Raw genomic sequence first — 24,348 nt, forward strand, 5'->3', positions numbered from 1 at the left:
AAGGAAGGAGGAGCGGTAATATGCCATATGTGACAGAGCAATATTATCATGAAGTTTTTCATGGTGAGCCGGTCGAGCATGCGGAATTCCAGGCCCTCTGCGAACGGGCAGGGGAGATCGTCGAAGAGATAACCATGTACCGTCTGACTTCAGAGGCAATGCTGGTTATGCCGGATCATATACAGCAGCTTGTAAAGAAGGCAGTCTGCGCCCAGATTGAGTATCTGGATGCCAATGGCGGACCTGAACTGGATCATGGATTTGAACTGCAGAGCGCACGGCTTGGGAAATTCAAATATAGCAGCGGCCGGGAGAAGGACAGCAGAAGCCAGCCGGCGGTTTATGCACCCCGCGCGATGCGCATTTTAGCAGCCACAGGGCTGCTATACCGGGGAGGTGGCAGTCATGCGTCCGATTCCTAAGAGACTGCTCATCCATACAGCTTTATATGCCAGGGAAGATAGCGCCGGACGCTGGGCGGAGGCAGCGATTTCCAACCAGCAGGATCTGCAATTCGTGCGCATAGAACCGTCAGAGGAGATGGTGCGCGATAAGAATAATGCGGAAATCCAGTCGGCCGCCACTTTATTTTATGATTGTAAAAACAGTCTCCCAAAAGATATAAAATTTGCCGTTGATGATGTAATCTTTTTCAATGGACAGAAACTTAAGATCCGGTCTGTAGAGGCGATGTACGATGAAAAGCGCCTGCACCATTATGAAATAGAACTGATGAAACATGCCTGAACTTCCGGGTATGAATGAGAAGGAGGCAAAAAAATGGCACCGCAAACAGAGTTTTTGGATGTATTGCTGAATACAGTAGAGGCAAACTGCAGCCTGGGTACAGAGATATCCTTAAAGGAGCTGGGAGCAAATGAAGGCATATATGTGGAATTGGGGCAGGGATCCACGGATACGGTTTACTATAATAAACAGATGATCAAAGTCATCCCGGCAATGTTCATGAGCAGGCATAAGAGCCAGAAACAGTGTATGGACTGGCTCTGCAGTATATGCGATTATCTGCAGCGGCTGAAAATATATCCCCATGGTGAAACATTCGCCTGGCTGGATACAGCTGTTGTTGAGGAACCTAGTAAAACAGGCAGGGACGAAGACGGAACATACCGTTATTCCTGCCTTTTAAATTGTAAAATTTATTTTTGAAAGGAAAAGATTATGATGGAAAAATATGACATGCAGTTATTTGCAGAACCGGGACTTCCGGTAAACACAGTTACACCAGAGATTAACTATGAGACAGAAGCATTTATCAACACAACGCCGGATGCTGAGACTGCAAAATGGGAGTCTCTGGCAGCCCTGACAAAGAATATGACGCAGACCCTGAACGAAGTACTCTATCAGACCAGCTATTACAAAGATAAGGGCTGGGGCAGCACAGAAGTAACGGGAGCACAGCTGACCCTGACCCTGACCGGCGATGTAAAACCGGGAGATCCTGCGTGCGACTATATTCTCAGCGACGCAGTAATGTATGAGCTGGGAAGCGCCAGAAAGACACACCTGAAACTACAGAAGGGTTCCGATGTGATTATCTGGCCTGTAACACTGGCTAACATTACACCGGGCTATGGGGACTCCAATCAGCCGAACGCGCTGACTGTCACCATCCATGGAAATGGAAAACCGGTGATTGGAAAAACGGAGGCTTAGGAAGGCGTAAAGCCTTCCTTTTTTTGGAGGAAGAAGATATGGCATATCAGGCAAAAAGAAACCAGCATTATATAGAACAGTTGGAGCTTGTCGACGAGGCAGGCAGCATTGTTCATACACTGAATGTGGATTTGGATCCGGATGAAGTGGCGGAAAATCTGAGTAAAAAGTATGTAGAGCTGCTGCGTATTAGAGCCGAAGCACAGGGAATTGATATCACCAGCCCTGAATCCCTGACAGAAGCTTACACAAAATTAGGCGACGCGGTAATGGCGATGATTGAGTCCGTATTCGGAGCCGGGAATACAAAAATAATTTACGAATTTTACGGCAGTCGTTATAACCAGATTCTAACAGAAGTGATGCCGTTTATTACCGAGATTGTTGTATCCAAGGTAAGAGAGCTGGCCCGGGAGAACCGGAAGAACGCACTGGAGAAATACAGCCGGAAGAAAAAGCGGTTCTCAAAAAAGAAGGTGGGCTGATGGGATTTCTGACTGATATTCCCGCTACCCGGATACCTACCGATAAGGCCGCTGTCTTTGTGATCCCTGCTTTTGATGTTGTGCTGGAGGTACAGCAGCTCTTTCGTGAAGAAAAACTGACAGAGTGGGAGAAACTGGATACTGCTCTTAAGATGCTTGTGAAAAATGAGTGGAACCTGAAACTGTTTTCTGCTAACGAAAAAGCAGAGCTTCTGAACGAAATTTATAATCGCTGCATCAGCATGAAGAGACGCCCTGAAATCAGGAAGAATCCGGTTCCGATTCTGGATTTTGAGGAGGACGGGGAGTATATTTACGCCTCCTTTATGCAGGATTACGGGTTGGATTTGATCGACATGCAGGGACAACTATCGTGGCGTAAATTCATTGCTCTGTTTGATGGCCTGTCGGATGATACAAAAATAAAAAGGGTAATGAAGATCCGGAGTATGGAGATGCCGCCGTTCAATGGAAAGAACCAGAAGCAAATCCAGGAACTCTCGGAGCTGAAATCTTATTATGCTCTGCCAGTGCGCGGAAACGGAGGGCAGAGGGGGCTGGATGCACTCTTCGCCGCACTGGAGGGTATGGCAAAACAATAAAAGGAGGTGAGAAATATGGCAGTAGATGAAAACGCGCAGATCGTGCCATGGAAACCATCGAATCAGATTGCTGAATACAAACTTCCGAATCAGATTGTGGAATATAAACCCCCGGATATAGTAATTGATGTAGAGGATGACATTATTGATGTAGACTACATAGAAATGGCCGAGGCTGACAAGAAAACCGAGGAAAAAAAGAAAGATCCTAAGACTATCCTGAAAGAAAATACAGGAAAAATGATAAAAAGTTCTCTTGATGATGCCGCAGGCAGTATTTCTCCTATTTTTAAAAGCATAGCCGGTCTCAGTGAGGGGATGACCGGTACAGCAAAGTTAGCATTCGACATGGGATCCGCTTTTTTGGATGTAGGTGCAGTTGTTTTAGGCTCAGCAGACGATATGCGCGGCGCGATGAATGGATTTATGATCCAAACCGGTAAGAGCAGCGAGGAAATGGACCGGTATCAGGGTGTCCTGGAAGATATATATGCCAATAATTATGGACAGAGCTTTGATGAGATTGCAAATGCGATGGCACAGGTTACAACAAACATGGGAGATATGGATGATGTAAGCCTGCAGAGTATCACAGAATCGGCATTTACGTTGAAAGATGTATCGAACGGGGCACTGGAGATTAAGGATACCACAAAGGCAGCCAAAGTAATGATGGATCAGTTCGGAACATCGGGCGAAGAGGCGATGAATCTGCTTGCTGCCGGATATGAGGGAAATCTGAATTCTTCCGGAAAACTGCTGGAAAGTATATCCAAGTATTCGGAAAGTTTTTCAGGCATTGGACTGGATGCGGATGACATGTTCAACATATTCCAGAAAGGTGCAGACTCGGGGGCCTGGAGTGTGGAGAGCATTAGTCAAGCCATGGGGGAATTTTCAAGCCGTGTACTGGAGGGCTCAGAGGAGACCAGGAAGAGCTTTGAGACAATCGGGCTGAACGCCGACGAGATGACGGAAAAATTTGCAGCCGGAGGAGAAAGCGCAAAGGAAGCCTTTGAAGAAACCATGGAAGCCCTGGCCGGGATGGAAGACCCGATGGAACAGAATGCTGCGGGAATGGAGTTATTCGGCAGCATGTGGGAAGAACTGGGGCCGGAAGCGGTGGCACAGCTGACGGAAATACAGGATGGTGTTTATGGTACGTCCGATGCGATGGGGCAGATGAAAGAAATGAATTCCGACGATCTGGGATCCATGTTCGGAGAACTGCAGCGGAGTGTTGAACTGCTGATGATACCTCTGGGGGAGGCGCTGCTTCCGTTGATGATGGAGTTGGTTGAATCTGTTCTGCCGTTGGTGCAGGAGGTGCTTGCCCCTTTGATTACAATATTTGGCGAGCTTCTGGAACCTATCTTCGCTTTGGCGGGAGAGGCATTAAAGCCGCTGATAGATACGTTTATCGTGCTGATAGATACGGCACTAAAGCCGCTTATGGAATTGCTGGAATCCTTCTTAATGCCATTATTTGAGTTTGTATTCGATGTAATTATGGCTATAGTTAAGGAGGATTTAGCGGTAATCACTGCCGCATTAAAAGAACTAGGAGAGTTTATTGTAAATGTATTTACACTCAATTGGCAGGGAGCCTGGGAAAATATTAAAAATATTTTTTCTATGATTTTTTCTGATAATATGTTGTCCCTGGCAGACCACGTAAAAGGAATTTTCAACGGGCTGATTGATTTCATAAAGAATGTGTTTACAGGTAACTGGCAGGGGGCATGGGAGAATATAAAAAATATATTCTCAAATATTGTTGGTGCGTTTGCAGATATATTCAAGACACCAATAAATGCCATTGTCGATGGCTGGAATAGCCTGTCTAGTAAATTTGGTAGTATCAAAATACCAGACGGGATACCACTGGTAGGAGGAAAGTCATTCAGTCTTCCAACACTGTCAAGACTGCGTGTGGGTATGGATTATGTCCCATCGGATGATTTTCCGGCATTATTACACAGGGGAGAGGCAGTGCTGACCGCAGAAGAAAACAAAAAGCTGCATCAGCTAGGCGGCCTGGCAGGGATAGAAAAAATGCTGGCTGCAACGGAGTTAAATGTAAGCGGAATGCCGGCCATGGAGGCAGCATTGCATGCCGTGGATGTAAACATTTCCAGTAAAGCGGGGCCTCCGGTCAGAATAGAGGTTCCGGTGAACATAGAAGGCCGGGAAGCTGCCAGGGCAATAGCCTGGTGGATGGGCGAACAGCTAAGTTGGGAGGAGATGTAAGATGTGGATTAATAATAAGCCATTATATTTATTCGGGGGAAAACTCCGTATGGATTATTCCTATACTTCCCCCGAGTTGGAAAATGAATATTTTCAGGGGAGGAACAGGTCGGGCTTTACCCTTCTGGCGAATAATTATAATTTGGGGACATTAACCTTGCCTATTGTATTTGAGGGGAAGGACAGTCACGATGCAGCCCTGAAAAAGTCTAAATTTGAGAACGAAGCTTTTGGGCGTTCCGATATCATTATTGGGGACGGGTTCATGTATTTTGCTTTTCTGGAAAGTATTGGGGAGGCATCATTTCCTTCTGGTCAGCTGATCGAAGTTACTTATGTATTTAAGGGGATTCGGCATGGGAGGTATCGGGAAGTTAAGAAGAATACGGTTTATTGTGAAAGCACGCTGCCCAGAACGGACTGTATTCTGGAAGTTACCGTAGGAAAGAATGGGACCAATTATTTTGTTGGGACAGTAAAATTTCCAGAAGTGAAAAAGGGTGAAAAAATAACGGTTGACGGGATAAATAAAAGAATTCTTGTAAATGGCGGGCCTAATGCAAACAGGGCTGAATGGAAGGCTTTCCCATCACTAGTTCCCGGACTAAACAATGTCACATGCAAAGATCTACTGACGGTTGGCTATTATCCAGTATATTTTTAGGAGGGATTGAATGCTTAAATTAGTATCAAATGGAGGCGCAGTAATTAACACCGATGATTTTTATATTGTACAGAAAGCCTCTGGAATTGACGAACTCATATTTAACATATCTGTACATGATGAAAACTATCCGAAGATCATAGAGGAAGCAGTAGTCGAATACGAGCAGCCTTACCTTGTAAAAGCAATTGATGCAGGAATGCAAATGGCTAAGGTGAAATGCCAGCTTAATCTGGATGAGCTGAAAGCGGACATGAATCCTAATTACACAAATAATAACGCGGCCTTATATGAAACAATTAGCGGTGTCCTCCCTTCCGGGTGGACATTTTTTGATCATTCATTTTCAGAAGCAGAACAGACTATAGAAGGCGGGTATACCGCATTCGACATTATTATGGAATGTATGGATGCCTACAAGGTGGTATTCAGATTTGATGTTAAAAGGAAAAGAATATCATCATATCATCTTGATAATTTTGAACCGCTTGGTGCATTCGCATCAGGCGATTTGAATTTGAGGGAGATCAACTACAAAGGGAAGTCGACTTCTTTTTATACAAGGTTATATGCTTATGGGAAAAAAGGTTTATCTTTCGAAGATATCAATAATGGGAAGCCATATGTTGAAAACTTTCAGTATTCTGATAAAGTTGTGTGCGCATACTGGCAGGATGACAGATATGAGGAAAAAAAGGATTTGCTGGACGATGCCAAAGAGAGATTAAAGACGGCATCTATACCCGAACGGTCATACGAGTGTACTGTAGTGGATTTGGCGAAGACTAATCCTGATATGTATAGTTTCCAGGATTTCTCACTCTTTTCGGTGATTAAATTGATTGATGAGATCAAAAATATTTCGATAAACTATCAGGTGGTTGAGTATTGGGAGTACCCATTTTATCCCGAGAAGAATGTTGTTACTTTATCAAGCACGGCACCTAAAGTACAGGAGTCTGTTAAAGATATAAAGAATGAAATTACGAATCCGAACAGTGGCTTTTGGAGCGTTATGAACAACGCTATTTCGTCGGCTACAGACTGGATTACGGGGGTGAATGGGGGGTATGTAATCTTTCATAAGGACGAGAATGATGTTCCGTATGAAATCCTTATAATGGATACCCCTGAGATTGAGAAGGCTAAGAATGTCTGGCGATGGAATCAGAATGGCTTTGGGCATTCGTTGAATGGTTACAATGGTCCTTACGATCTGGCCATGACGATGGATGGTTCTATTGTCGCTAATTTTATTACTGCTGGGACTATGCTGGCGGATAGAATTAAAGGCGGGACGCTTGAGCTTGGCGGCAAGGAAAATGGAAACGGCGTGTTACAAATGGTAGGAACGGATGGAAAACAGATTGGAAAATGGGATAAAGATGGAATTGAGATTACCAAAGGAAGCCTGTCAGGGACATCAATAACCTTGGGAGGTGAAAATGACCAGAACGGGAAAGCAAGGTTAATGGATTCCGCTGGAAATGAAATTGTAAGATTGGACAAAAACGGAGTTTACGCAAAAGGTAAGTATGTTTGCGCAAGTGACAAGTATGGCAGGAGTATAGAAATATCAGAAGGAGCGTTCAATATACGAGCGAAAGACGGAAGTTTTGCAGGGCGAATATTCGCGATTTCTAATTCTTGGGTGCGGATCGAAGCAGGAGAAAATGTTTCCGTGCTCATGTTGGGAGATTTGGGATGTTTTCGTATTAATGCAAAAACATTAGAGGTCGATGGTGCATTAGGAAAGACAGGCAGAGCAGAGTTCTCGGATGGTACTTACCTGGACTTCCACTGCGGTATTTTATCTGGTGGAAATACGAAAGAAGGTGCATTCTGATGGGATGGACAATAGGGAACTACTACCTTACAATGCCGCAGATGCAAGGTAATGCCCTGGAGATTTATACATTTTTCGCTGCCCGGGGATGGTCATTGAATGTTATAGCCGGAATGTGCGGCAATATGCAGAGTGAGTCAAATATCAACCCCGGCATATGGCAAGACTTAATCTATGGGAATTATTATGGTGGTTACGGCCTGGTACAATGGACTCCGGCCACAAACTATACGAATTGGGCATCTGCTAATGGGTACGATATAACGGATCCCATAGGGCAGATGATCTGGATCGATACGCTTTCAGCGTCATCGGGGCAATGGATACCGACCAGTGGATATCCCTTATCGTGGGACAACTTTAAAACAAGCACAGAGAGTCCAGAATATCTCGCAAGTGCGTTTCTCAAAAATTTTGAACGTGCAGGAGTTGAGGTAGAATCTGCCAGACGTTCCCAGGCCCGTTATTGGTACGATTACCTGAACCAGTATGCCGGAGGCAGCCAGAAGATAGAGGATGCAGTACGGTGGGCTGTTGATATAGCGAATGATCCTGCACATGGTTACGATCAGGGCAGCCGATGGGGACCAGACTATGATTGCTCGTCTCTGCTTATACAAGCGTGGGAGAACGCGGGCGTTCCGGTTAAGTCTAATGGTGCCGCAAATACCAGGAACATGTACGCTGTATTTACGGCTTGTGGATTTCAAGATGTAACGTCGGAAGTCAATATGGCTACTGGAGCAGGAGTGCAACGTGGCGATGTGTTGTTAAATCACGAGAGCCATACTGCGATGTCGGTCGGGAATGGACAAGTTGTCCAGGCAAGCATAAATGAGTTTGGTGATGAGGTCGGGGGACAGCCGGGGGATCAGACAGGGCAGGAAATATGGGTAACTGGATACTACAATTACCCGTGGAACTGCGTACTGCGGTATCCGGGTGGCGGATCAGTGCCGCAAGGGGTGTATATAGTCCGGTGGATCCCGGCATAAGGAGGTGAAAACTATGAACAACATGGAACGGGACGTATACGTCCTTACAAATACATACAAAGAACCAATAGAGATGGTTCAGGGAACAAATGGAATTCCATTGATTTTTTATTTTAGAGACTATGATATACCGACAGGCACAACTGCTAGTGTATTTATTCAGAAACCGTCAGGAAAAGCGATACAGGCTGCAGGGGCAGTTAGTGTGAATGAAGACTCTGTTACAGTAAATACGACGACACAGATGACCGCAGAAGTTGGAGAATCTATTCTACAGATGCAGTTGATGTTGAATGAGAAAAACATTTTTACGTTTAATCACCCGCTAACAATTTCAAAATCAGCTATTCCGGTGAATTCGGAAAATGGATCTTCATTTATAGACGAATGTATTGAAAAGCTGGAGATGGCAACGGCAAAGGCAGAAACGGCAACAGATGAGTCGAAGGAAGCAACGGAATCGTCAAAAAAGACAACAGAGGAGATGAAACAAAAGGCTCAAAATGGAGAGTTCTCAGCAACAGTAGATGCAGGCAATACAATAACAGGTGAACCGGGCACAACGGCCATTGTCAGAAATTCAGGAACTGCCAAAGATGCAGTGTTTGATTTTACAATCCCCAGAGGAATGCCGGGGGTGTCGACATCCTTGTCACCCGGGATTTTCGAAATGTATGTGAACGATTCAGGGCATTTGATGCTCAGACACAATGACAATGAACCAGCGCCGCCATTAACAATACAGGATGGACGGCTGATTTACACTTTATCATAAGGAGGAAAAGATTATGGCACAGACAATAGATTTAGGCAGCGTAATAGGCCCCCAGGGACCGAAAGGAGAAACAGGCGCAACAGGCGCGATAGGGCCGCAGGGGCCAAAAGGCGATACTGGGGCAACAGGCCCGCAGGGGCCAGCCGGCGCAAAGGGCGCAACGGGTGCCGCCGGCCCACAGGGGGCTGCAGGGGCCAAGGGAGCGGATGGGGCAACCTGGCTTTTTGGAACAACGGCTCCAACTACGCAGGGGAAGACGGGAGACTTTTTTTTAAACACTGCGAATTACGATATTTACAGCAAATCCACGGGAAGCTGGGCTAAAACAGGGAATATCAAAGGCGCTACAGGGGCGCAGGGCGTAAAAGGTGATACCGGTGCTACCGGCCCTCAGGGGCCGCAGGGACTAAAAGGCGATACGGGCGCAACAGGAGCAAAAGGTGCTACTGGCGCACAAGGCCCTAAAGGTGACACAGGAGCGCAGGGACCGAAAGGGGATACCGGTGCTGTTCCGACGTTTTCTATTAATGCAAGCGGACATTTGATCGCTACTTATGAATAGGAGGAGATGATATGGCAATCAGAGAAGTTGACCTCGGTAAAGTCCGGGGAGATATCAATGATTCCCAGGCTACATTTACCCAGTCTGAGACGCGTACTAATATCGTAAGCGGAGAAAAGGGAAGTGTGATATTTGGGAAAATTAAAAAGTGGTTTGCAGATTTGGGGACAGCTGCATTTTGTTCTGTCGTAAATAATGCAACAACAACAGCCGCAAATACGGTACTTGATGGCAGAATGGGAAAAACGCTGCAGACTGGTATAGATGAACTGAATAGCAGTTTGAACACTGCAAATTTTAATCTTACTGTATCCACCTATTACCCTACAACCAATGTTATTGTAAGTGGGCGCACTGTACAGCTACATTGCGCTGGATTGCTGGCAAAAGATGTCCCTATAGACGCAGAGCTTACAATTGGTACGCTGCCGGAAGCATATCGCCCTGCATATACAATCATTAAATACGTACTTGGAACAGGGACAACAGGTCGATTGTTTCGGATATGCATTGATGCTGACGGTAAAGTAACCTATAAAGCTACAGCAGCCGTTGCAGCAAACGTAGGTGTAAATATCAATGAGACCTTCATTGCAAGAGTAAGATAATTGTTGTTGAGTATAAATTCTGGGATTTTTATCGTTTTAAATTGAAAATCTATGTGCTTTGTGATATGAAGTCAGAATTATAAAGGAGCATTTAAATGGAACCAGAGATCGCAGTTGCCATCTGCTCACTCATAGGTACACTAGTCGGCAGCTTAGCTGGAATCATGACAGCGAATAAGTTGTCTACATACCGGATTGAGCAGTTGGAAGAAAAAGTTAAAAAACATAATAACCTAATGGAACGTATGATAATCGTGGAGCAGTCTACAAAGTCGGCACACCACCGGCTGGACGAGCTCTATGCGGAAAGAGAGGAGTGAATACATGGAGCAGATAATGAATTATGTCAAACCTGAATTGCTAGTGGTGGCTGTTGTACTTTATTTTATTGGTTTAGGGCTCAAGAGTGCGCAAGCAGTGAAGGACAAATTTATTCCGCTGATATTGGGCGGTGCGGGCATTGTACTTTGCGCCGTCTGGGTATTGGCGGGCAGCCCGCTTACAGGCGGACAGGAGGCGGCGACGGCAGTATTTACAGCGGTTACGCAGGGAATACTTGTTGCAGGCCTAAGTACATATGTGAATCAGATTGTTAAACAGGCAGGGAAGAAAGAATAATCCAAAGACTTACTGGAGATCGGGAGAGCGGTGTATCCGCTCTCCTTTCGCTTTTTACTTTACAAGTTTTCCTACACCGAAATAAGGGATGAACATGATGTAATAATTGTTGATCACGATCCCTTCCCCATATTTAGCAGTATAGTTGGAGATACATTCCTGCAGGAACTGTTCTGTTACTTCCAGATAATCAGCCGTCTCGTGGCAGTTCTGGCAGCCGTGTTCATAGGCGTCGATGAGACCCTGCAGACCGATGCGCTTATTATAAGCCCACAGCCTTGCCTGCCGTTCCTGTTTGCGGTTCCATGCATCTGTTGGATCCAGAATGTCTCCTGTTGTTGTGTGATGATGGCCTAATTCCTCCGCGATGATACAATTTTTTTCCACCGAAGTCTCCAGTTTATTCGAAAGTGCTATATTCCCATCTATATATAAACCGGAAGTCTTACCCTCGAATGGAAAATCTTCATCAACGTTGACTCCATCTTCATAGGCTTCGTTTAATAATTTTTCGTATTTATTCATTTTATCAACTCCTGTTTCTACATTATACAAAGAAACATGTACAATAAACAGGACTTTACAACTTTCTTCTGTTTCTTAAAAATTCAATATAAGTGGCAACATCATCCAGCTCAGCCTGAGTCAGATCCTCTGTGTCCAAATGAGCCGCAATCGTAGTTGGCTGAGATTTTGTTTCGCCATCCATCAGATAGGATGTTGTTGTGCTGAGCGCCCTGGAAAAAGCCACTATTTTGCTTTGTGGAAGATCCACCTTTCCTGCTTCAATTTTAGCAATGGATGTCTTATCAGCGTAGCCTACTTTTTTTGCCAGCTCTTCCTGAGACCATCCTAAGCTATTTCTTAATTTTTTGATTCTGTCGTACATGGTTTCCATTCTAACACCTCCGTATATTAGAAGGATACCACAAAATTGAATTAAATTCAACAAAATCAATTTAAATAGTTGACATAAATTCAACTTTGATGTATGCTTGTCTTAGGTTGAACCAAAATCAACAAAAGGGAGGGCGCATGATGACAGATACGGAAGCATTGGAAGAAATGATGATCCGTTCAAACGCTTCAATTTCGTTTATTTCCGAAAAGATTGGAATCACAAATAAGGCGTTTTCTATGAAAATGCACAATATTTCAGAGTTTCTGGCCTCAGAAATCGTTAGTGTAAAACAGATACTTAATCTTTCCAATTTGGAACGAGATAGAATTTTTTTTATGTGAAAGGTTGAATAAAAATCAACCAACATAAAGCGTAAGAACTTGAAAACAACGTGCAAATGATGATAAGGAGGCAAATTTGAATGAGTGATAATGAATATTACAGAGCATTAATTGATGCGGTGGCCAGATATGTTGACAAAGAAAAGTATCCGGATATTAAAATTATCTGTGCCATACTTGGGATTCAGTACGAGGAGGGATAAACATGTATATAAGCCTGGATGACCAAAATAAAAAGCAGGTAAGCGATAAAGAGGCATTTGCGTATGCGTGCGGCAGGATCAGGTATGGATGTGCACAGGAACAGGATACATTTTTTTATCTGGCCCGTATTTGCGAAGATATGGAAGACTTTGCAGAAACCTTAGTGGAATGGTGGTATGCCGGTAATTGGATGTATCAGATAGAAGTTTAAATTTGGAATGGAAGTAAAAAATAAGGAGTATGAGAATATGAAACACAGGAGAAACCGTAAAGAAATCAGGAGAGACCGTCAAAGCCATTATGCGGGACTGGCCAATGATAATCCGGATGCAAAAGCCGGAAATATATTCAGGCGTCCGGCATATCAGGCTGGGAAATTGCTTCAGGAACAGGGAAGACAGTTGGAACATAAGACCGTGTCCGAATATCTTGCTGAGAAATATGGCGTATAGCATGTCTGAAAATTGCCTGTGCAGGATATTGTTCCAGTTTGCCACAATGAATTTTCAGATACGCCTGAGGGAAAGGAGGGAGCGATATGGATAAGAAGCAGTTAGTGCAGTACCGGGCTCTTCTAAAAGAACAGCCGGAACTGGAGCGGGAGATCAGCAGGCTGCATAGATATCTGGAATGCAAAGCCGCAGAAGGAAAAATAATAGGTAATGAGGACATGTTTATAAAAACAGAATCTGACAAACCTGAGCCTGCCACAAAATCAGGGACTATGGTTGAGATTAAGAGACAAATTATAATTAAAGAAAAGCGTCTGGAAAAAATTGAAAAAGAAAGAACAAGAATTGAGCAGTTTATAGCAGATATGACGGATAGTATGGTCCGGCAGATTTTTGAACTCTGTTTTCTGGCCGGAAAAACACAACGTGAAGTAGGAGAGTCTGTAGGGTACAGCCGAGGACGGATTTCTCAAATCATAAGTACATATTTGAAGGATCAGGAGGAATCGTTTATATAGATTTGAAACATTACATCTTAAAGTTCTTTTAGTGGAGGAAATTAAAATGAGTATGAAAATAATTGACGTAAGTGAACATCAGGGAACAATTAACTGGGAGGCTGTTAAAAGCCAGATAGACGGTGCGGTTATTCGCTGCGGATATGGAGATAATGCAACATCTCAGGATGATATACAATGGAACAGAAATTCCAAAGAGTGTGAGAGGCTTGGTATTCCTTATGGAGCATATCTGTATAGTTACTGTAACAGTGAATCCCATCTGGAGAGTGAAGTTGCCCATATTAAGAGATTACTTTCCGGGCGGAAATTGAGTCTTCCATTTTATATTGATATTGAGGACCCGGGACTTTCGTTTTCTACATTTAAAGCTGATTATTTTATCAGGATGGGGCAGGCCATCGAAGATGCGGGGTACTGGTTTGGCGTTTATGCAAATTTAAATTGGTTTCATAATTGTATTGGCGGAAAATTGAACAGATTTACAAAGTGGTGCGCTGCCTACGGCACCAATAATGGGCAGCCACAAACGCGGCCGAATATCGGAGAGGATATCTGGCAGTATAGCAGTGTCGGAACCGTGGGAGGCATTTCCGGAAATGTAGATATGAACTTATGTTACAGAGACTTTGTAAAGGAGATAAGAGGCAGCAGTTCCGGCAATAACTCAATAAAACCGGCACCGGCCCCAACACCGGAGATACACCATAAAACACAGATATACACTGTGAAGAGCGGAGATACCTTGTCAGGCATTGCTGAAAAATATGGAACTACTTATCAGCAATTGGCACAAATGAATGGGATTTCAAATCCGGATCTAATCTACTCAGGGCAGGAGCTGAAGATTAACGGTACAGCAGATCCGGCTGTAAAAATGTACACTGTTAAAAGTGGAGATACGCTGTCTGGAATCGCAGCCAGATACAACACTGCCTACCAGAAATTGGCCCAAATAAATGGGATTGGTAATCCGGATCTTATACATCCGGGACAGGTTATTAAAATAGGATAAAAAATATTTACGGCTTAGATAAAGCTTATGCAAGAGCCGGATACATCAAAATTAATATGATATCCTACTGGTTTTGTCTTGAACATAAATAGATAACTGGTACATCGTAAAATAAGTAATTTACTTATTTTACGATGTACTGGCTATCACGGTTAGTTGTCTATATGTTGAGGTTTAGCAGGTTTGTTTTTCATATTTAAGGTAATCTGCCTAAATAAGTCGGCGTTCAAACAAACGGAGGATTCAAAAAATATAGCTGCAGGCGCCGACTTTTTATTTAGTTATATATTTTTGTTACCCCCATAAAATATCCTTCCATTCTCAAGATTATACTTATAGGCGCAGGCAGTTGCATAAAGTTTATTTACATGAATACACTTTTTGGCATTAGAACATTCCATGAATTTACTGCAGCATCCGAAACTTCTCACTCTGGAATGATAGTTTTTTAAGCAGTACAGCACATTTTCTTTTATATACCCAAAGATTGATCGATCAGAATAATCAAAGATAATATGTCGGAATGTCTTATCTGACGGCACAGCTTTTCGCTTTCCGGTATGCGGCAGAGGTATTTTTTCAAATTGCAGATTCCTTATAAGCAGTTCTATGGTATCATTCATCTGAATATTCATTACGACGAAGTTCTTTCCGGGATTCACGCAGTCATCTTTTACCGGAGGGTATTCGGGCTCGAATATGCAGATGGACTTTGACATTTCCTCCTTTGACGTGGTCGATAGATTTGCATACAGATGCAGAGAGTTCAATGGAAGCTCTTTTTCCTGGATAATAGATAAAAGCATCTGATTAAGTTCTGCTTCAAAAGAGGTGACGGCAGCAAAAGTATTAGAAATCGCCTCCTTTTCCAGAAGATTTAACATATCAAACAGATCCTTCTCACTGCAAATCCTGATATCAGATCCCTTTGCCTGCAATTCCATAGCTTTTTTGATTTTTGAACCATAATTACCGCATGCCCATTGTTCGCTGCCATAGGTACCGACAATTACATAGTCCGTTTTACCCGAAACAGATCCGACGCATCGCCCGCCGTGGCTCTCAATGATTTCCTTGATTTCTGACTTGCTGCCGTGAGAAAAATCTCCGGTAAGGCAGAAAGCCATTCCGGCTACAGCATCAACTTTATCATGACAGGATTCTGTTAAAGCATCATCTGTAATCACACTTGGAACAGATTCGTGTAGTATGTGGAGCGCCTGGTTTTCTTTTTTCTGCAAAGATGTTCTCGCGTTTGAGCGGTCATCGGTGTATTGGAATTGCTTAGTGGTGACGATAGTATCTGGCAGATGTTCTTTCATATATTGAAAACATTCGTGTACCATAAGGGAGTCAGACAGTGCTCGGTGTGCAGATACTGCACTGCAATGGCAGAATGATGCTAACGCACCGAGTTTGTGACTGCTCAATTCAGGAAGCATCTTTCTGGATAATGTTAAAAGATCGATGTAATAATTATCGATAAACCTTCCTAATAATTTTGCGGTAAACCTGTTCAGGATGTGCAGATCAAAACTTGCAATATTATAGCCAATGAGAGGCTTATCATCAATAAAAGCAATGAATTCAGGAAGAACATTATCCAGTGACGGAGCAGCAGACAACATATCATTAGTAATACCGGTTAAGTTTTCAATCTCTGACGAAATACGGATTCCTGGATTAACTAAACTGCTGAATTCCTCTTTGACTTCATTATTTCGGACAAGAATCCCTGAGATTTCAATGATTTCACATGTTTTAGAGTTACGCCCTGTGGTCTCTAAATCAAAAGAGATGTAGTCTGAAAAATCATATAATTTTTGTTTCATGGCCTGAGTATCCTCTTTAGTCAATACCCGCACTGAGAAAAACACCACAATGATGTTAAGTATTTGGCTTAACATTGCTTGCATGATAAATATAAATCAACATAAATTAATAATAGCAGTTGCTGGAAAGTAAATCAATAAGAATACCATAATATTGGGATCAGACATTTCCAGGGTCTCTTTCTATCTTAGGTATCCTCCTGTAAAGAGGTATGTATCTCAGCGTTTTTTGATGAGTTAGCTGTATCCTTTTCGCTTTCAAGCTGTTTTATTTTCTTAAGAAGAGCGCTTTCCATCCGGTCAGAAACTTCCAGGTTTTCATTTTCCTTATTATACAATATATCTTCCTCTATTATTTGTGCCTGCTTTTCGATTTCCTCTTTTAAGGATAATTTTATTTCATCCATATAACGCACCCCTGTAATAATTATAACGCTATAAGAATAAAAAATATCTGAAAAAATATGGAAATAATCAATAAGACACGATTGATTCTTAGTGGTAAGAGTGGTAGTATAGCCTTAACCCCACATCTTTTTATGAGAGGTGAATCATATGCCAGATGGCGGAGGAAAAGCTTTAAAAGAACATATTAAACATATTGCCGATAAAAATAAAGAAACTGAAAAGAACAATAAAAATAAGAAATAGTTTGTAACTTAGGAGCGCTGATTATGATGTGGGGGAGTATAGTCAAGTTACTTGATGAGATTGTTATAGCTGCTATCATTTCAATGTTAGGTTTTATATGTGGAAAGACATATAAAAAGATACGGAGCTTTTTTTACAAAAGGGCTATGAGCTTCTCCATAGACGGGCTCTGGTATTCCCGCCATAATAATTTTCAGGGAGAAAATATTATTGAGATCATTCAATTTAAGCAAAACAGGGAAGATGTCCTATTTAAACTTATACAATACAAAGAACATAAAAAGAACAGATATACATTCCGGGGAAGAGGGGGTTTCACCACAGATGTGGTTTCTTTATTCTATTGCTCAGATAGTAAAGATCTGAGACAAAATGGTGTTATGACATTGAAAATCTCTTCGCATGATATTAATGATATATGTATGAAAGGTACCTACTATGAGATAAATTCAGAAAGAGCTAAATCCCAGGGATTCTATCCATTTGGGGCATATGAGGTTTATAAGTTAAAAATACCCTTTTTAAAAAGAGCAGATCTGAGATGGAACAGGGGAACATTTTCAAATTATAAAACGGTTGACGAAACGGTAAAAAAGTATGGGGAAACCAAATGAGTTGCAGGAAATGCGGCAAGTGCTGTAGAAGTACGGATTTAGAAAAAAGAATTGTAATTATTTATCCAAGTGATCTGATACATATATCAAATAAACTTCACATAAGCAAAAAAGAGTTTATCCACAAGTATTGTGAGAAGGATGATATCCAATGTGAAGGGTATGTTATAAAAATATATATACTAAAAAATATCAATAATCAATGCATTTTTTTATCTGATAACAATTTATGTGAAATATTTGAACACAGGCCTATACAATGCCGGAAGGCACCTTACAGCTATTTTGCATACGAGGATATATGGGAACATATGCCTTGTTTTGATCTGGAGGAAATGTCTAAAAGCAATAGCGCTGAAAATGATGAGGAGTTGGTGTTAGAATTATTGAGAGGGTATAATATTGAATCTAAAGTATAGATACTACGGGTTTTTCCATTCAATAAAAAGCCGCAATCCCGGGGAATGGGGCTGCGGCTTTTTTGAGTAATTTTTTTCAACTGAAATATGTTCTCAACGCAGATATTAATTCAAATGTGAAATTGCATAATCAGCTTCTTCGGCTGTGAACTGTTCACCGTATTCGGAGGTCAGCTGTTCCCGGATAGCTTCAGCAGACATAGCCAATGATTCCTGGTAGTCTTTTGCTTTTGCTAATGCGTTGGCATTCCAGTCAGCCTCCAAATTATCCATGGCATATTGAGCTTCTTCGGCCGTGAACTGCTCTCCATTTTCAGAGATAAGCTGGTTGTATATACCTAATTTTGACATATGCAAGGAATCGCTATAAGATTTAGCCTTTGCCAATGCATTGGCATTCCAATCAGCATTCAGATTGTCCACTGCATACTGCGCTGCTTCTGCAGGAAATTGCTCACCATATTCGGAAGTAAGCTGGTTATATATTCCGGCTTTAGACATATACATCATATCACTGTAACTGGCAGCTTTTGTTAATGCAGCTTTATACTCAGCAGGAACTTCTGGCTCGGATTCTGGTTTCGCTGTGCTGTCTGTTTTGGTTTCAGGCGTTTTTGCAGTATCATTTGGCGCTGTCTCATTTTCTTTTGCTGTCGAACTTGCCGTTTTATTCTCCGTATTCTTTGTGGTTTTATCCCCTGCATTTCTTGTCCCAGATCCTGAAATTCCGACGAACAAGCATATGATGACTACAATTACTATAGGGACAATGATAGAGATTAAAGCCTTAGTGTTCTTACTTCTGAACATGAATAATACATGCAGTGCACCGAATATAGATGCTAACACGGCCCATATTCCTAAATCAGAGTAACTTCCTACATTTGCTGCAGCGAGAAGTGCGCCGACAATATAAAATCCGGCAGGAACAAGATACGCAGCTGTTGTTTGTTTTTTCTTTAAGCATATTGTAACAATTCCGGCAATCAACATGCATACAGCCAATAAAAATCCGGCAGATCCACTGACTTCACCATTTGAACTTAAGGCATTTGCTGCTCCTGCAACACATGATTGCAGCGAGACTATTAGAAACAATATAATTGAAATGATTCCTAATACCAAACGGAATGTTTTGAAAGCCGCGTTTTTTGGTACCGGAGGATTTGCTTTTGGATGATTTCCATTATTTTGGTCCATGGTATAATAAGTTTGTTCTGCCTCCTGTTGTACAGGCGGGGTCTCTTGAACGGCTGCATCCCCGGATATTTTTGTTCCGCACTCAGTACAAAACTTTGCTCCTTCTGGAATTTCTGCTCCACATTTGCTGCATTTCATAAATAATTCCTCCCTCTTTTTCCTTAGTTTATATTATAGAAAAAACACGACAGATGTGTTAATTCTTCTCCTTTAAACTTGATGGCGGCGTTTGCTTGTTTAGATGAAAAACCGCTCCCTCCTGGATTCAATTACCTTATCAGCCCAGATTTTATCATCGGATAAATCATTGCCGAATTAAGGCTGGAATGGTCTGCTGATGAGGGAGCGGCTTGTGTTTAGTTAATTGGTGTCAGATCAAATGTTAATTCTTTAGGTGTTCCATATTTGCTTTTGAATTCCTCTTCATTCATCTCTCCCGACACGATTTTGCCAAAGTCCTTCCAATAATCTTCGTTGTAATCCATAAACGAATATGTCGCTATTATCTCATCAAGATTCGCGGAATCATCCGCAAGTAAATAAGCTGCGTCATCAATAGAACCACCGGAGGGAACCTGTATTAAGTCTAAATCTTGTGCCTCAATCAGGCTTTCCAATTTGAATCCGTCAGGTAATCTGCCTTCCCAGCTTTTAACATAGCCAAAGGCACTGTCAGTTTCGTTCTTGATATTGAACATGATAGAGATTCGTTTTGTAAATTTACCGTTCGGATCATTATATGGTTCAACTGAATAATGTTCTGCTGTGATTGTAATCTGATCAATAGTGTAAGAATTTTGAACTTTCTCTTCTTTGTCAGTACTCTTATCTTGAGACTGTTTTGTATCGGAGCTCTCATCGGCCGTTTTGTCTGTTGATTCTGCCGGTTTGTCGCTTGCTGAACAAGCGGTCAGTAAAAGCGCCATTCCCAGGATTGTTAAAACTTTAAGTATTTTGTTTTTCATATGATGCCTTCCTTTCTTTTTAACCTTATTTTGAACCTACACGTCCTATTCCATAAAACATTTTTGGCTTAATAATTATTTCATTAAGCACATCTTTTCTTTTATATCCAAATTGCTTTTTTGTATTGTACCATAGACATATTCAATAAGCAAGGAAAGGAGATTTCACAAAAGAGAGGCGCAAAAGAGAGGATCTAGAAATGCATTCAAATTGCTTTCAGTGAATGACAGTATTTATATGCTGTAATATAGATACATTTCCAAAATTGACTTGTCATTATATGAGGTGGAATGAACTCGTTAAAAAATGAAAATAGTTAATATACGACACGTTACGTATACTTTTCTTGGAAAGCATGATAATGTAGAAATATAGGGGGGACGGTCGATTTTATGTCAGATATCGGTTTTAGTATACGTAAGTTACGGCTTCAGAAACACATGACACAACAGCAGCTTGCAAGATTTCTGCATATAACAAGGACGACTCTTTCAAATTATGAACGGGGGAAGCGTTTGCCTGATATTTATATGATTAAGAAGATTGCAGATATCTTTGAGGTTTCAATAGATTCTCTTTTGGAGGGATAGTGGTAAAAAGATGGCTAACTGCAACCATCGTTTTCTTCATGATGAGATCAGAAAATGGAAAGTACATTACTGTGATTCAAATAAAGTAATGCCCGGAATCTTCAGGACTCCGGGCTTGAATGTGGTGGGAAAGGAACTATTTTGAGGAGTAGTTCCAATCTTGTATATATATTAACACATTTCATGATGAATACGCAACATTATGTGCCGCTTATCCACTAAAATATTCATATAGCGAAAGAATTTTTGAAAATATTCATAACACGGAGTTTTCTTCTTGATATATATGTACTTTGACATCCGTTTTCAGATGGTTGTGATATTCAGTATTTATCTTGAACAGATCTGGTTCCTTATCTATCTTTTCCAACGATATAAAAAAGGCCGCAACCCCTTAATACCCCGGGGTTTGCGGCCTTTTTTACGAAAGCTGGAAATCGGACTTGAACCGACGACCCCTTCATTACGAGTGTTCGGGCATAGTCCCGCAAACGCCCATTTTAAGCCATTCTTCGGCGAAAAAATTCATTTTGACTAAAATTTGACTAAATTACTTCAAATTTGCTTTTTTGAAAAAAATTTCCGGGAGCAGTGTTTTGGTTAACTATATTTTTCTTCCAGGTATTGATTTAATTTATCCTTTGAGTTTGATTCTTCTTTTCTAAGCTCCGCATATATGTCTGTCATAGTCTTTGAATCAGCGTGTCCAAACAGCCGTATAGCCTCTAAAATATCTATGCCGGAATAATATAGGATAGTAGCGTATTCGTGCCGGAAAACGTGTGCTGAGAGGCCCTGACACATATCTATGTCGTACACAAGATTGTATTTTCCTTTGTCGTTCTTTTGGTAATGGTGCCTGCCGCCGGCAGCAGTATTTATTTTTAGCTTTATCTTCTCAAAGAACCGTCTGTACTGTGTCCTGGACATTACCGATCCGGCTGAGTTTGGGAAGAGCAGAAGCGTGTTCAGTTGTTGCATATATTCTTCCAGGACAGGTTTAAGCGGGGCCAAAATATCAATGAAGCGTTCTCCGTCTTCACTCTTAGTGTCCTTCAAGTTGGGACGTTCACCGATGAATTCAATGGCTTTGTTGATCCGGATTTTATCATCGAACAAATCAATGTCTGGTTTTGTTATTGCGAGAATCTCCTGACGCCGAAGGCCGGCATAGTGAAGTAATCCTACAAAGCAACGTTCCTGGAGAGTAAAATCAGCTTTCTTTATTGCGGCCCGTTCAATTTTTGTTAAAGCACGCTTCTTCTTCCTTTTGCGCTTTGTTATAGTGATATTCCTGGTAGGATTCTTGGAAATCAGCCCATCGTCTATCGCGCATTCAAATATCTGATTGAGGGTGATCTTGTATTCATGTTGCAGATCCGGGCTGCCGTTGAGCTTATTATATCCTTCCTGTACCTGGGATTTCTTTATGCTGCCTAAGGGGATTGGATCCAGACCCGCGGTGTGGTTCTTCAGTGTGTTTCTATATATCCTTTTTCGATTATAGGATTTATCTGTATTTTCGATATATGTCTCAAACCAATGCCACTTGTATTCGCTGAATGTGGTATCCTTGTCGTTGGCATAGGTTCCGTTCAGCAACTGGGCCTTTACGGAGTCTTTGTTGGACTCGAACTCAGCTACGGAATTTCCGTAGACGGAGACGCGTATCTCCTTCCCTGTTTCATCATCAAAGATTCCTGTGGGGATGGTGGTATGGTATCTTCCATCAGCTCTTTTCTTGTATCTTGCCATATTGTATCACTCCTTTTATAAAATGGCAGAAAAATAGCGTAGTTGACTAAACCACGCTTGGAATGGTACAATATTCTTGTTCGGAGAGTATTGTCGCCATATTCCGTCTGTGGTTCAGATTGAAATGTGGTTGATAGTTTCTCAAACCCGCTCGGTATTGGCGTACCGGGCGTTTTTTTTGATATAGAAACAGTTATTTTCTTAGCTTATATTCAGTTTTTGCATCAGCGCTTCCTGCAGCACCTGTGAGAAGTTCACCCCGGCAGCAGTTGCTTCCTCGTTCATCCATTCCGGAATACTCAATGTCTTTTTTACTGCCTTTGCGTTATGTTTTTTCTGGTATTCCATCATGTCAAATTCTACGATAACAAAAACCCCGTTATCGGCAGAAAGTCTGGTAATGGAAGAGGGCGCGGGTATTTCCTGCCCTTCTTTTTTTCTGCTTGTTATCGCAAGGCCGAGAGCATCAACCGCCATTTCATAAACTTGTTCCATATTGTCCCCATCTGTGAAGCATTCAGGAAAGTCAGGAAATGATACCCAAAATCCGCCTTCCTCTGCCTCGTGAAAAATTGCTGGATAAAATAATTTACTCATCAGACCGCCTCCGTTTGTTTTGGGCGGCGAGACTATTTAAGTCCCGCCTGTTTTAATATAGCTTGCTCCAATCCCTTTTTAAGGGATCCAGAGTGATAAGGAACGATTACCTGTTTTTCTGTTTCCGGGTTTCTCATTTTAATATGAGATCCGTTTTGGCTTATGCTTTCAAAACCATGTTTTTTGAGATGTTTTATCATCTCTTTAGAAGTCATTGGCATCTTTGGTATCTCCTCTCCTTATCATAGTTATATTATAACACGTAATATTACGTATGTCAATAAAAATACGTAGTATTACGTAGAAAAAATCCGGTTATCCATTTCGTTCTTTACAATAACTGGAAACACAGATATAGGAGACACAACGCAGCCTTCAATTTCATCAGGCTTTAGGTCAACCGATGGGGCAGGCAGGTCTTCATGATCATTTACCATCCCATATACGTGAAGCTCCAGCGCTTCTGCAGCCTGCTTCTGTGCCTCATCAATTGTAGCGCCGAAACTGATACATCCCGGAAGGTCGGGATAGTATACGCTGTATCCATCTTTTGTAGGTTCCATAACTGCTAAATAGGTTATTTTACGCATATATTTTCACTCCTTTTTCGGTTAGCAGGCTTTGGAAGGGGGTTAGGGTATTAATTTTGCAACATTGATTGTGAAATCATCATAGATGCAGACATTAATATCTTCTTCAAAGGTATACAGATTGGACTCTTTTTCCTTCTCAAAATCATATACCATGACGGTGCGTTTCTGCGGATCCACGATCCAATATTCCCGGACTCCGGCAGTGCGGTATTTGAATAACTTCACACCGTAATCCATCTGTGGATTAGACGGTGATGTTATCTCTATTACCCAGTCGGGCGCTCCGCTACAGCCTTTGTCTGTGAGCTTGTCTTTATCGCATATAACGCTTATATCCGGCTCCACGTAATTTTCCTCATCCTCATTCAAAAACACGGCAAATGGGGCAGGATATACCTCGCAGGGGTCTCCTTTACGCTTTATAAAGTCACGAATCTGATAATGTAATTCAGATACAAGCTTCTGGTGCTGCCTGTTGGGCGGCGACATCATGTATATCTGCCCGTCTATCAGCTCTGCCCTCTGCCCGTCCGGCAGGGCGTAGATATCATCAATGGTATAAATTCGTTGTTGTGCTAATGCCATAGTTCGTACCTCCTTCTTCTATTTTTATAC

Annotated in this window: 35 protein-coding genes; 24 read left to right on the forward strand and 11 right to left on the reverse strand. The window is 42.0% G+C overall.

Annotated elements, in window-relative coordinates; genetic code table 11:
- Positions 1 to 20: 20 nt before the first annotated feature.
- The 15 genes from ARB69_RS06550 to ARB69_RS06620 all read left to right on the forward strand — a co-directional run bounded on the left by ARB69_RS06550 (position 21) and on the right by ARB69_RS06620 (position 11,085).
- On the forward strand, positions 21 to 422 hold the full coding sequence (locus ARB69_RS06550; protein WP_050639588.1) for a hypothetical protein: 402 nt from the start codon (positions 21 to 23) through the stop codon (positions 420 to 422).
- The gene (locus tag ARB69_RS06555; RefSeq protein WP_050639589.1) at positions 406 to 747 is read left to right on the forward strand and encodes a putative minor capsid protein; all 342 of its coding nucleotides are present in this window, start codon (positions 406 to 408) and stop codon (positions 745 to 747) included. Before ARB69_RS06550 ends, ARB69_RS06555 begins: the two co-directional genes overlap by 17 nt.
- Positions 748 to 780: 33 nt before the next feature.
- Positions 781 to 1,170, forward strand: coding sequence for a hypothetical protein (locus ARB69_RS06560; RefSeq protein WP_050639590.1), 390 nt, complete (start codon positions 781 to 783; stop codon positions 1,168 to 1,170).
- A gap of 12 nt (positions 1,171 to 1,182) precedes the next feature.
- Complete coding sequence (locus ARB69_RS06565; RefSeq protein WP_050639591.1) at positions 1,183 to 1,680, forward strand: phage tail tube protein; 498 nt, start codon at positions 1,183 to 1,185, stop codon at positions 1,678 to 1,680.
- A gap of 38 nt (positions 1,681 to 1,718) precedes the next feature.
- Entirely contained in the window at positions 1,719 to 2,165 is a 447-nt protein-coding gene (locus tag ARB69_RS06570; protein WP_055152080.1) for a hypothetical protein, read from the forward strand.
- Positions 2,165 to 2,767, forward strand: coding sequence for a Gp15 family bacteriophage protein (locus ARB69_RS06575; RefSeq protein ID WP_050639593.1), 603 nt, complete (start codon positions 2,165 to 2,167; stop codon positions 2,765 to 2,767). Before ARB69_RS06570 ends, ARB69_RS06575 begins: the two co-directional genes overlap by 1 nt.
- A 15-nt stretch (positions 2,768 to 2,782) precedes the next feature.
- A complete protein-coding gene (locus ARB69_RS06580) occupies positions 2,783 to 5,017 on the forward strand; it encodes a hypothetical protein (protein ID WP_055152083.1) in 2,235 nt (744 codons plus the stop codon).
- A gap of 1 nt (position 5,018) precedes the next feature.
- Positions 5,019 to 5,681, forward strand: a complete 663-nt coding sequence (locus ARB69_RS06585) for a hypothetical protein (RefSeq protein ID WP_055152086.1) — start codon at positions 5,019 to 5,021, stop codon at positions 5,679 to 5,681.
- Between the two features lie 10 nt (positions 5,682 to 5,691).
- A complete protein-coding gene (locus ARB69_RS06590; protein ID WP_055152089.1) occupies positions 5,692 to 7,527 on the forward strand; it encodes a phage tail protein in 1,836 nt (611 codons plus the stop codon).
- Positions 7,527 to 8,522, forward strand: a complete 996-nt coding sequence (locus ARB69_RS06595; protein WP_055152092.1) for a phage tail tip lysozyme — start codon at positions 7,527 to 7,529, stop codon at positions 8,520 to 8,522. Before ARB69_RS06590 ends, ARB69_RS06595 begins: the two co-directional genes overlap by 1 nt.
- Positions 8,523 to 8,535: 13 nt before the next feature.
- Positions 8,536 to 9,297, forward strand: a complete 762-nt coding sequence (locus ARB69_RS06600; protein WP_055152095.1) for a hypothetical protein — start codon at positions 8,536 to 8,538, stop codon at positions 9,295 to 9,297.
- A 13-nt stretch (positions 9,298 to 9,310) separates the two neighbouring features.
- Positions 9,311 to 9,859: a collagen-like protein gene (locus ARB69_RS06605; RefSeq protein WP_055152099.1), complete on the forward strand. Its 549-nt coding sequence runs from the start codon at positions 9,311 to 9,313 to the stop codon at positions 9,857 to 9,859.
- An 11-nt stretch (positions 9,860 to 9,870) separates the two neighbouring features.
- Positions 9,871 to 10,467: a hypothetical protein gene (locus ARB69_RS06610; RefSeq protein ID WP_055152102.1), complete on the forward strand. Its 597-nt coding sequence runs from the start codon at positions 9,871 to 9,873 to the stop codon at positions 10,465 to 10,467.
- Between the two features lie 95 nt (positions 10,468 to 10,562).
- Complete coding sequence (locus ARB69_RS06615) at positions 10,563 to 10,787, forward strand: hypothetical protein (protein ID WP_050639601.1); 225 nt, start codon at positions 10,563 to 10,565, stop codon at positions 10,785 to 10,787.
- Between the two features lie 4 nt (positions 10,788 to 10,791).
- Complete coding sequence (locus tag ARB69_RS06620; RefSeq protein ID WP_050639602.1) at positions 10,792 to 11,085, forward strand: phage holin family protein; 294 nt, start codon at positions 10,792 to 10,794, stop codon at positions 11,083 to 11,085.
- 54 nt (positions 11,086 to 11,139) lie between these two features.
- On the opposite strand, the gene ARB69_RS06625 is transcribed toward ARB69_RS06620, so the two are convergent.
- Together ARB69_RS06625 and ARB69_RS27635 are read right to left on the reverse strand one after the other, a co-directional pair.
- Positions 11,140 to 11,610 (reverse strand): hypothetical protein, encoded by a 471-nt coding sequence (locus ARB69_RS06625; protein WP_055152105.1) that lies wholly within the window; start codon positions 11,608 to 11,610, stop codon positions 11,140 to 11,142.
- A gap of 55 nt (positions 11,611 to 11,665) precedes the next feature.
- Positions 11,666 to 11,983: a helix-turn-helix domain-containing protein gene (locus tag ARB69_RS27635; protein ID WP_082202811.1), complete on the reverse strand. Its 318-nt coding sequence runs from the start codon at positions 11,981 to 11,983 to the stop codon at positions 11,666 to 11,668.
- 137 nt (positions 11,984 to 12,120) lie between these two features.
- Between ARB69_RS27635 and ARB69_RS06635 the strand changes: the two genes are divergently transcribed.
- The 6 genes from ARB69_RS06635 (at position 12,121) to ARB69_RS06655 (ending at position 14,516) form a co-directional block, all read left to right on the forward strand.
- Positions 12,121 to 12,327 (forward strand): toxin-antitoxin system, antitoxin component, Xre family protein, encoded by a 207-nt coding sequence (locus ARB69_RS06635; RefSeq protein WP_242857546.1) that lies wholly within the window; start codon positions 12,121 to 12,123, stop codon positions 12,325 to 12,327.
- A gap of 80 nt (positions 12,328 to 12,407) precedes the next feature.
- Positions 12,408 to 12,530, forward strand: coding sequence for a hypothetical protein (locus ARB69_RS27890; RefSeq protein WP_255350406.1), 123 nt, complete (start codon positions 12,408 to 12,410; stop codon positions 12,528 to 12,530).
- 2 nt (positions 12,531 to 12,532) lie between these two features.
- Positions 12,533 to 12,742, forward strand: coding sequence for a hypothetical protein (locus ARB69_RS06640; protein ID WP_055152111.1), 210 nt, complete (start codon positions 12,533 to 12,535; stop codon positions 12,740 to 12,742).
- Between the two features lie 37 nt (positions 12,743 to 12,779).
- Entirely contained in the window at positions 12,780 to 12,983 is a 204-nt protein-coding gene (locus ARB69_RS06645; protein WP_050639606.1) for a hypothetical protein, read from the forward strand.
- A gap of 86 nt (positions 12,984 to 13,069) precedes the next feature.
- Positions 13,070 to 13,501: a sigma factor-like helix-turn-helix DNA-binding protein gene (locus ARB69_RS06650; protein ID WP_055152117.1), complete on the forward strand. Its 432-nt coding sequence runs from the start codon at positions 13,070 to 13,072 to the stop codon at positions 13,499 to 13,501.
- Positions 13,502 to 13,547: 46 nt separating this feature from the next.
- Positions 13,548 to 14,516 (forward strand): LysM peptidoglycan-binding domain-containing protein, encoded by a 969-nt coding sequence (locus ARB69_RS06655; protein WP_055152119.1) that lies wholly within the window; start codon positions 13,548 to 13,550, stop codon positions 14,514 to 14,516.
- Positions 14,517 to 14,797: 281 nt separating this feature from the next.
- On the opposite strand, the gene ARB69_RS06660 is transcribed toward ARB69_RS06655, so the two are convergent.
- On the reverse strand, positions 14,798 to 16,348 hold the full coding sequence (locus ARB69_RS06660; RefSeq protein ID WP_055152121.1) for an exonuclease domain-containing protein: 1,551 nt from the start codon (positions 16,346 to 16,348) through the stop codon (positions 14,798 to 14,800).
- Between the two features lie 188 nt (positions 16,349 to 16,536).
- Positions 16,537 to 16,755, reverse strand: a complete 219-nt coding sequence (locus tag ARB69_RS06665) for a hypothetical protein (protein WP_055152123.1) — start codon at positions 16,753 to 16,755, stop codon at positions 16,537 to 16,539.
- A 267-nt stretch (positions 16,756 to 17,022) separates the two neighbouring features.
- Here ARB69_RS06665 and ARB69_RS06670 point away from each other — a divergent pair, with 267 nt between their 5' ends.
- Together ARB69_RS06670 and ARB69_RS28445 are read left to right on the forward strand one after the other, a co-directional pair.
- Complete coding sequence (locus tag ARB69_RS06670) at positions 17,023 to 17,613, forward strand: hypothetical protein (protein WP_055152125.1); 591 nt, start codon at positions 17,023 to 17,025, stop codon at positions 17,611 to 17,613.
- Positions 17,610 to 18,032 carry a YkgJ family cysteine cluster protein gene (locus tag ARB69_RS28445; protein ID WP_055152127.1) on the forward strand — a complete coding sequence of 141 codons (423 nt, stop codon included), beginning with the start codon at positions 17,610 to 17,612 and terminating at the stop codon, positions 18,030 to 18,032. The genes ARB69_RS06670 and ARB69_RS28445 overlap by 4 nt, the downstream gene beginning before the upstream one ends.
- A gap of 105 nt (positions 18,033 to 18,137) precedes the next feature.
- On the opposite strand, the gene ARB69_RS28030 is transcribed toward ARB69_RS28445, so the two are convergent.
- Together ARB69_RS28030 and ARB69_RS06685 are read right to left on the reverse strand one after the other, a co-directional pair.
- Positions 18,138 to 19,370, reverse strand: coding sequence for an Ltp family lipoprotein (locus ARB69_RS28030; protein ID WP_083487037.1), 1,233 nt, complete (start codon positions 19,368 to 19,370; stop codon positions 18,138 to 18,140).
- Positions 19,371 to 19,588: 218 nt separating this feature from the next.
- Positions 19,589 to 20,197, reverse strand: coding sequence for a hypothetical protein (locus ARB69_RS06685; protein WP_055152129.1), 609 nt, complete (start codon positions 20,195 to 20,197; stop codon positions 19,589 to 19,591).
- A gap of 393 nt (positions 20,198 to 20,590) precedes the next feature.
- Between ARB69_RS06685 and ARB69_RS06690 the strand changes: the two genes are divergently transcribed.
- On the forward strand, positions 20,591 to 20,788 hold the full coding sequence (locus tag ARB69_RS06690) for a helix-turn-helix domain-containing protein (RefSeq protein WP_050639624.1): 198 nt from the start codon (positions 20,591 to 20,593) through the stop codon (positions 20,786 to 20,788).
- A 600-nt stretch (positions 20,789 to 21,388) separates the two neighbouring features.
- On the opposite strand, the gene ARB69_RS06700 is transcribed toward ARB69_RS06690, so the two are convergent.
- The 5 genes from ARB69_RS06700 to ARB69_RS06720 all read right to left on the reverse strand — a co-directional run bounded on the left by ARB69_RS06700 (position 21,389) and on the right by ARB69_RS06720 (position 24,318).
- Positions 21,389 to 22,543 (reverse strand): tyrosine-type recombinase/integrase, encoded by a 1,155-nt coding sequence (locus ARB69_RS06700; RefSeq protein WP_055152132.1) that lies wholly within the window; start codon positions 22,541 to 22,543, stop codon positions 21,389 to 21,391.
- Between the two features lie 201 nt (positions 22,544 to 22,744).
- The gene (locus ARB69_RS06705) at positions 22,745 to 23,140 is read right to left on the reverse strand and encodes a type II toxin-antitoxin system HicB family antitoxin (RefSeq protein ID WP_055152134.1); all 396 of its coding nucleotides are present in this window, start codon (positions 23,138 to 23,140) and stop codon (positions 22,745 to 22,747) included.
- A 32-nt stretch (positions 23,141 to 23,172) separates the two neighbouring features.
- On the reverse strand, positions 23,173 to 23,361 hold the full coding sequence (locus ARB69_RS06710) for a type II toxin-antitoxin system HicA family toxin (RefSeq protein ID WP_055152136.1): 189 nt from the start codon (positions 23,359 to 23,361) through the stop codon (positions 23,173 to 23,175).
- 75 nt (positions 23,362 to 23,436) lie between these two features.
- Positions 23,437 to 23,730, reverse strand: a complete 294-nt coding sequence (locus tag ARB69_RS06715; protein ID WP_055152138.1) for a type II toxin-antitoxin system HicB family antitoxin — start codon at positions 23,728 to 23,730, stop codon at positions 23,437 to 23,439.
- A gap of 42 nt (positions 23,731 to 23,772) precedes the next feature.
- Positions 23,773 to 24,318 carry a Uma2 family endonuclease gene (locus ARB69_RS06720; protein WP_055152139.1) on the reverse strand — a complete coding sequence of 182 codons (546 nt, stop codon included), beginning with the start codon at positions 24,316 to 24,318 and terminating at the stop codon, positions 23,773 to 23,775.
- Positions 24,319 to 24,348: the final 30 nt, after the last annotated feature.

This window comes from Faecalicatena contorta, from assembly GCF_001404335.1.
Taxonomy (GTDB): Bacteria; Bacillota; Clostridia; order Lachnospirales; family Lachnospiraceae; genus Faecalicatena; species Faecalicatena contortus_B.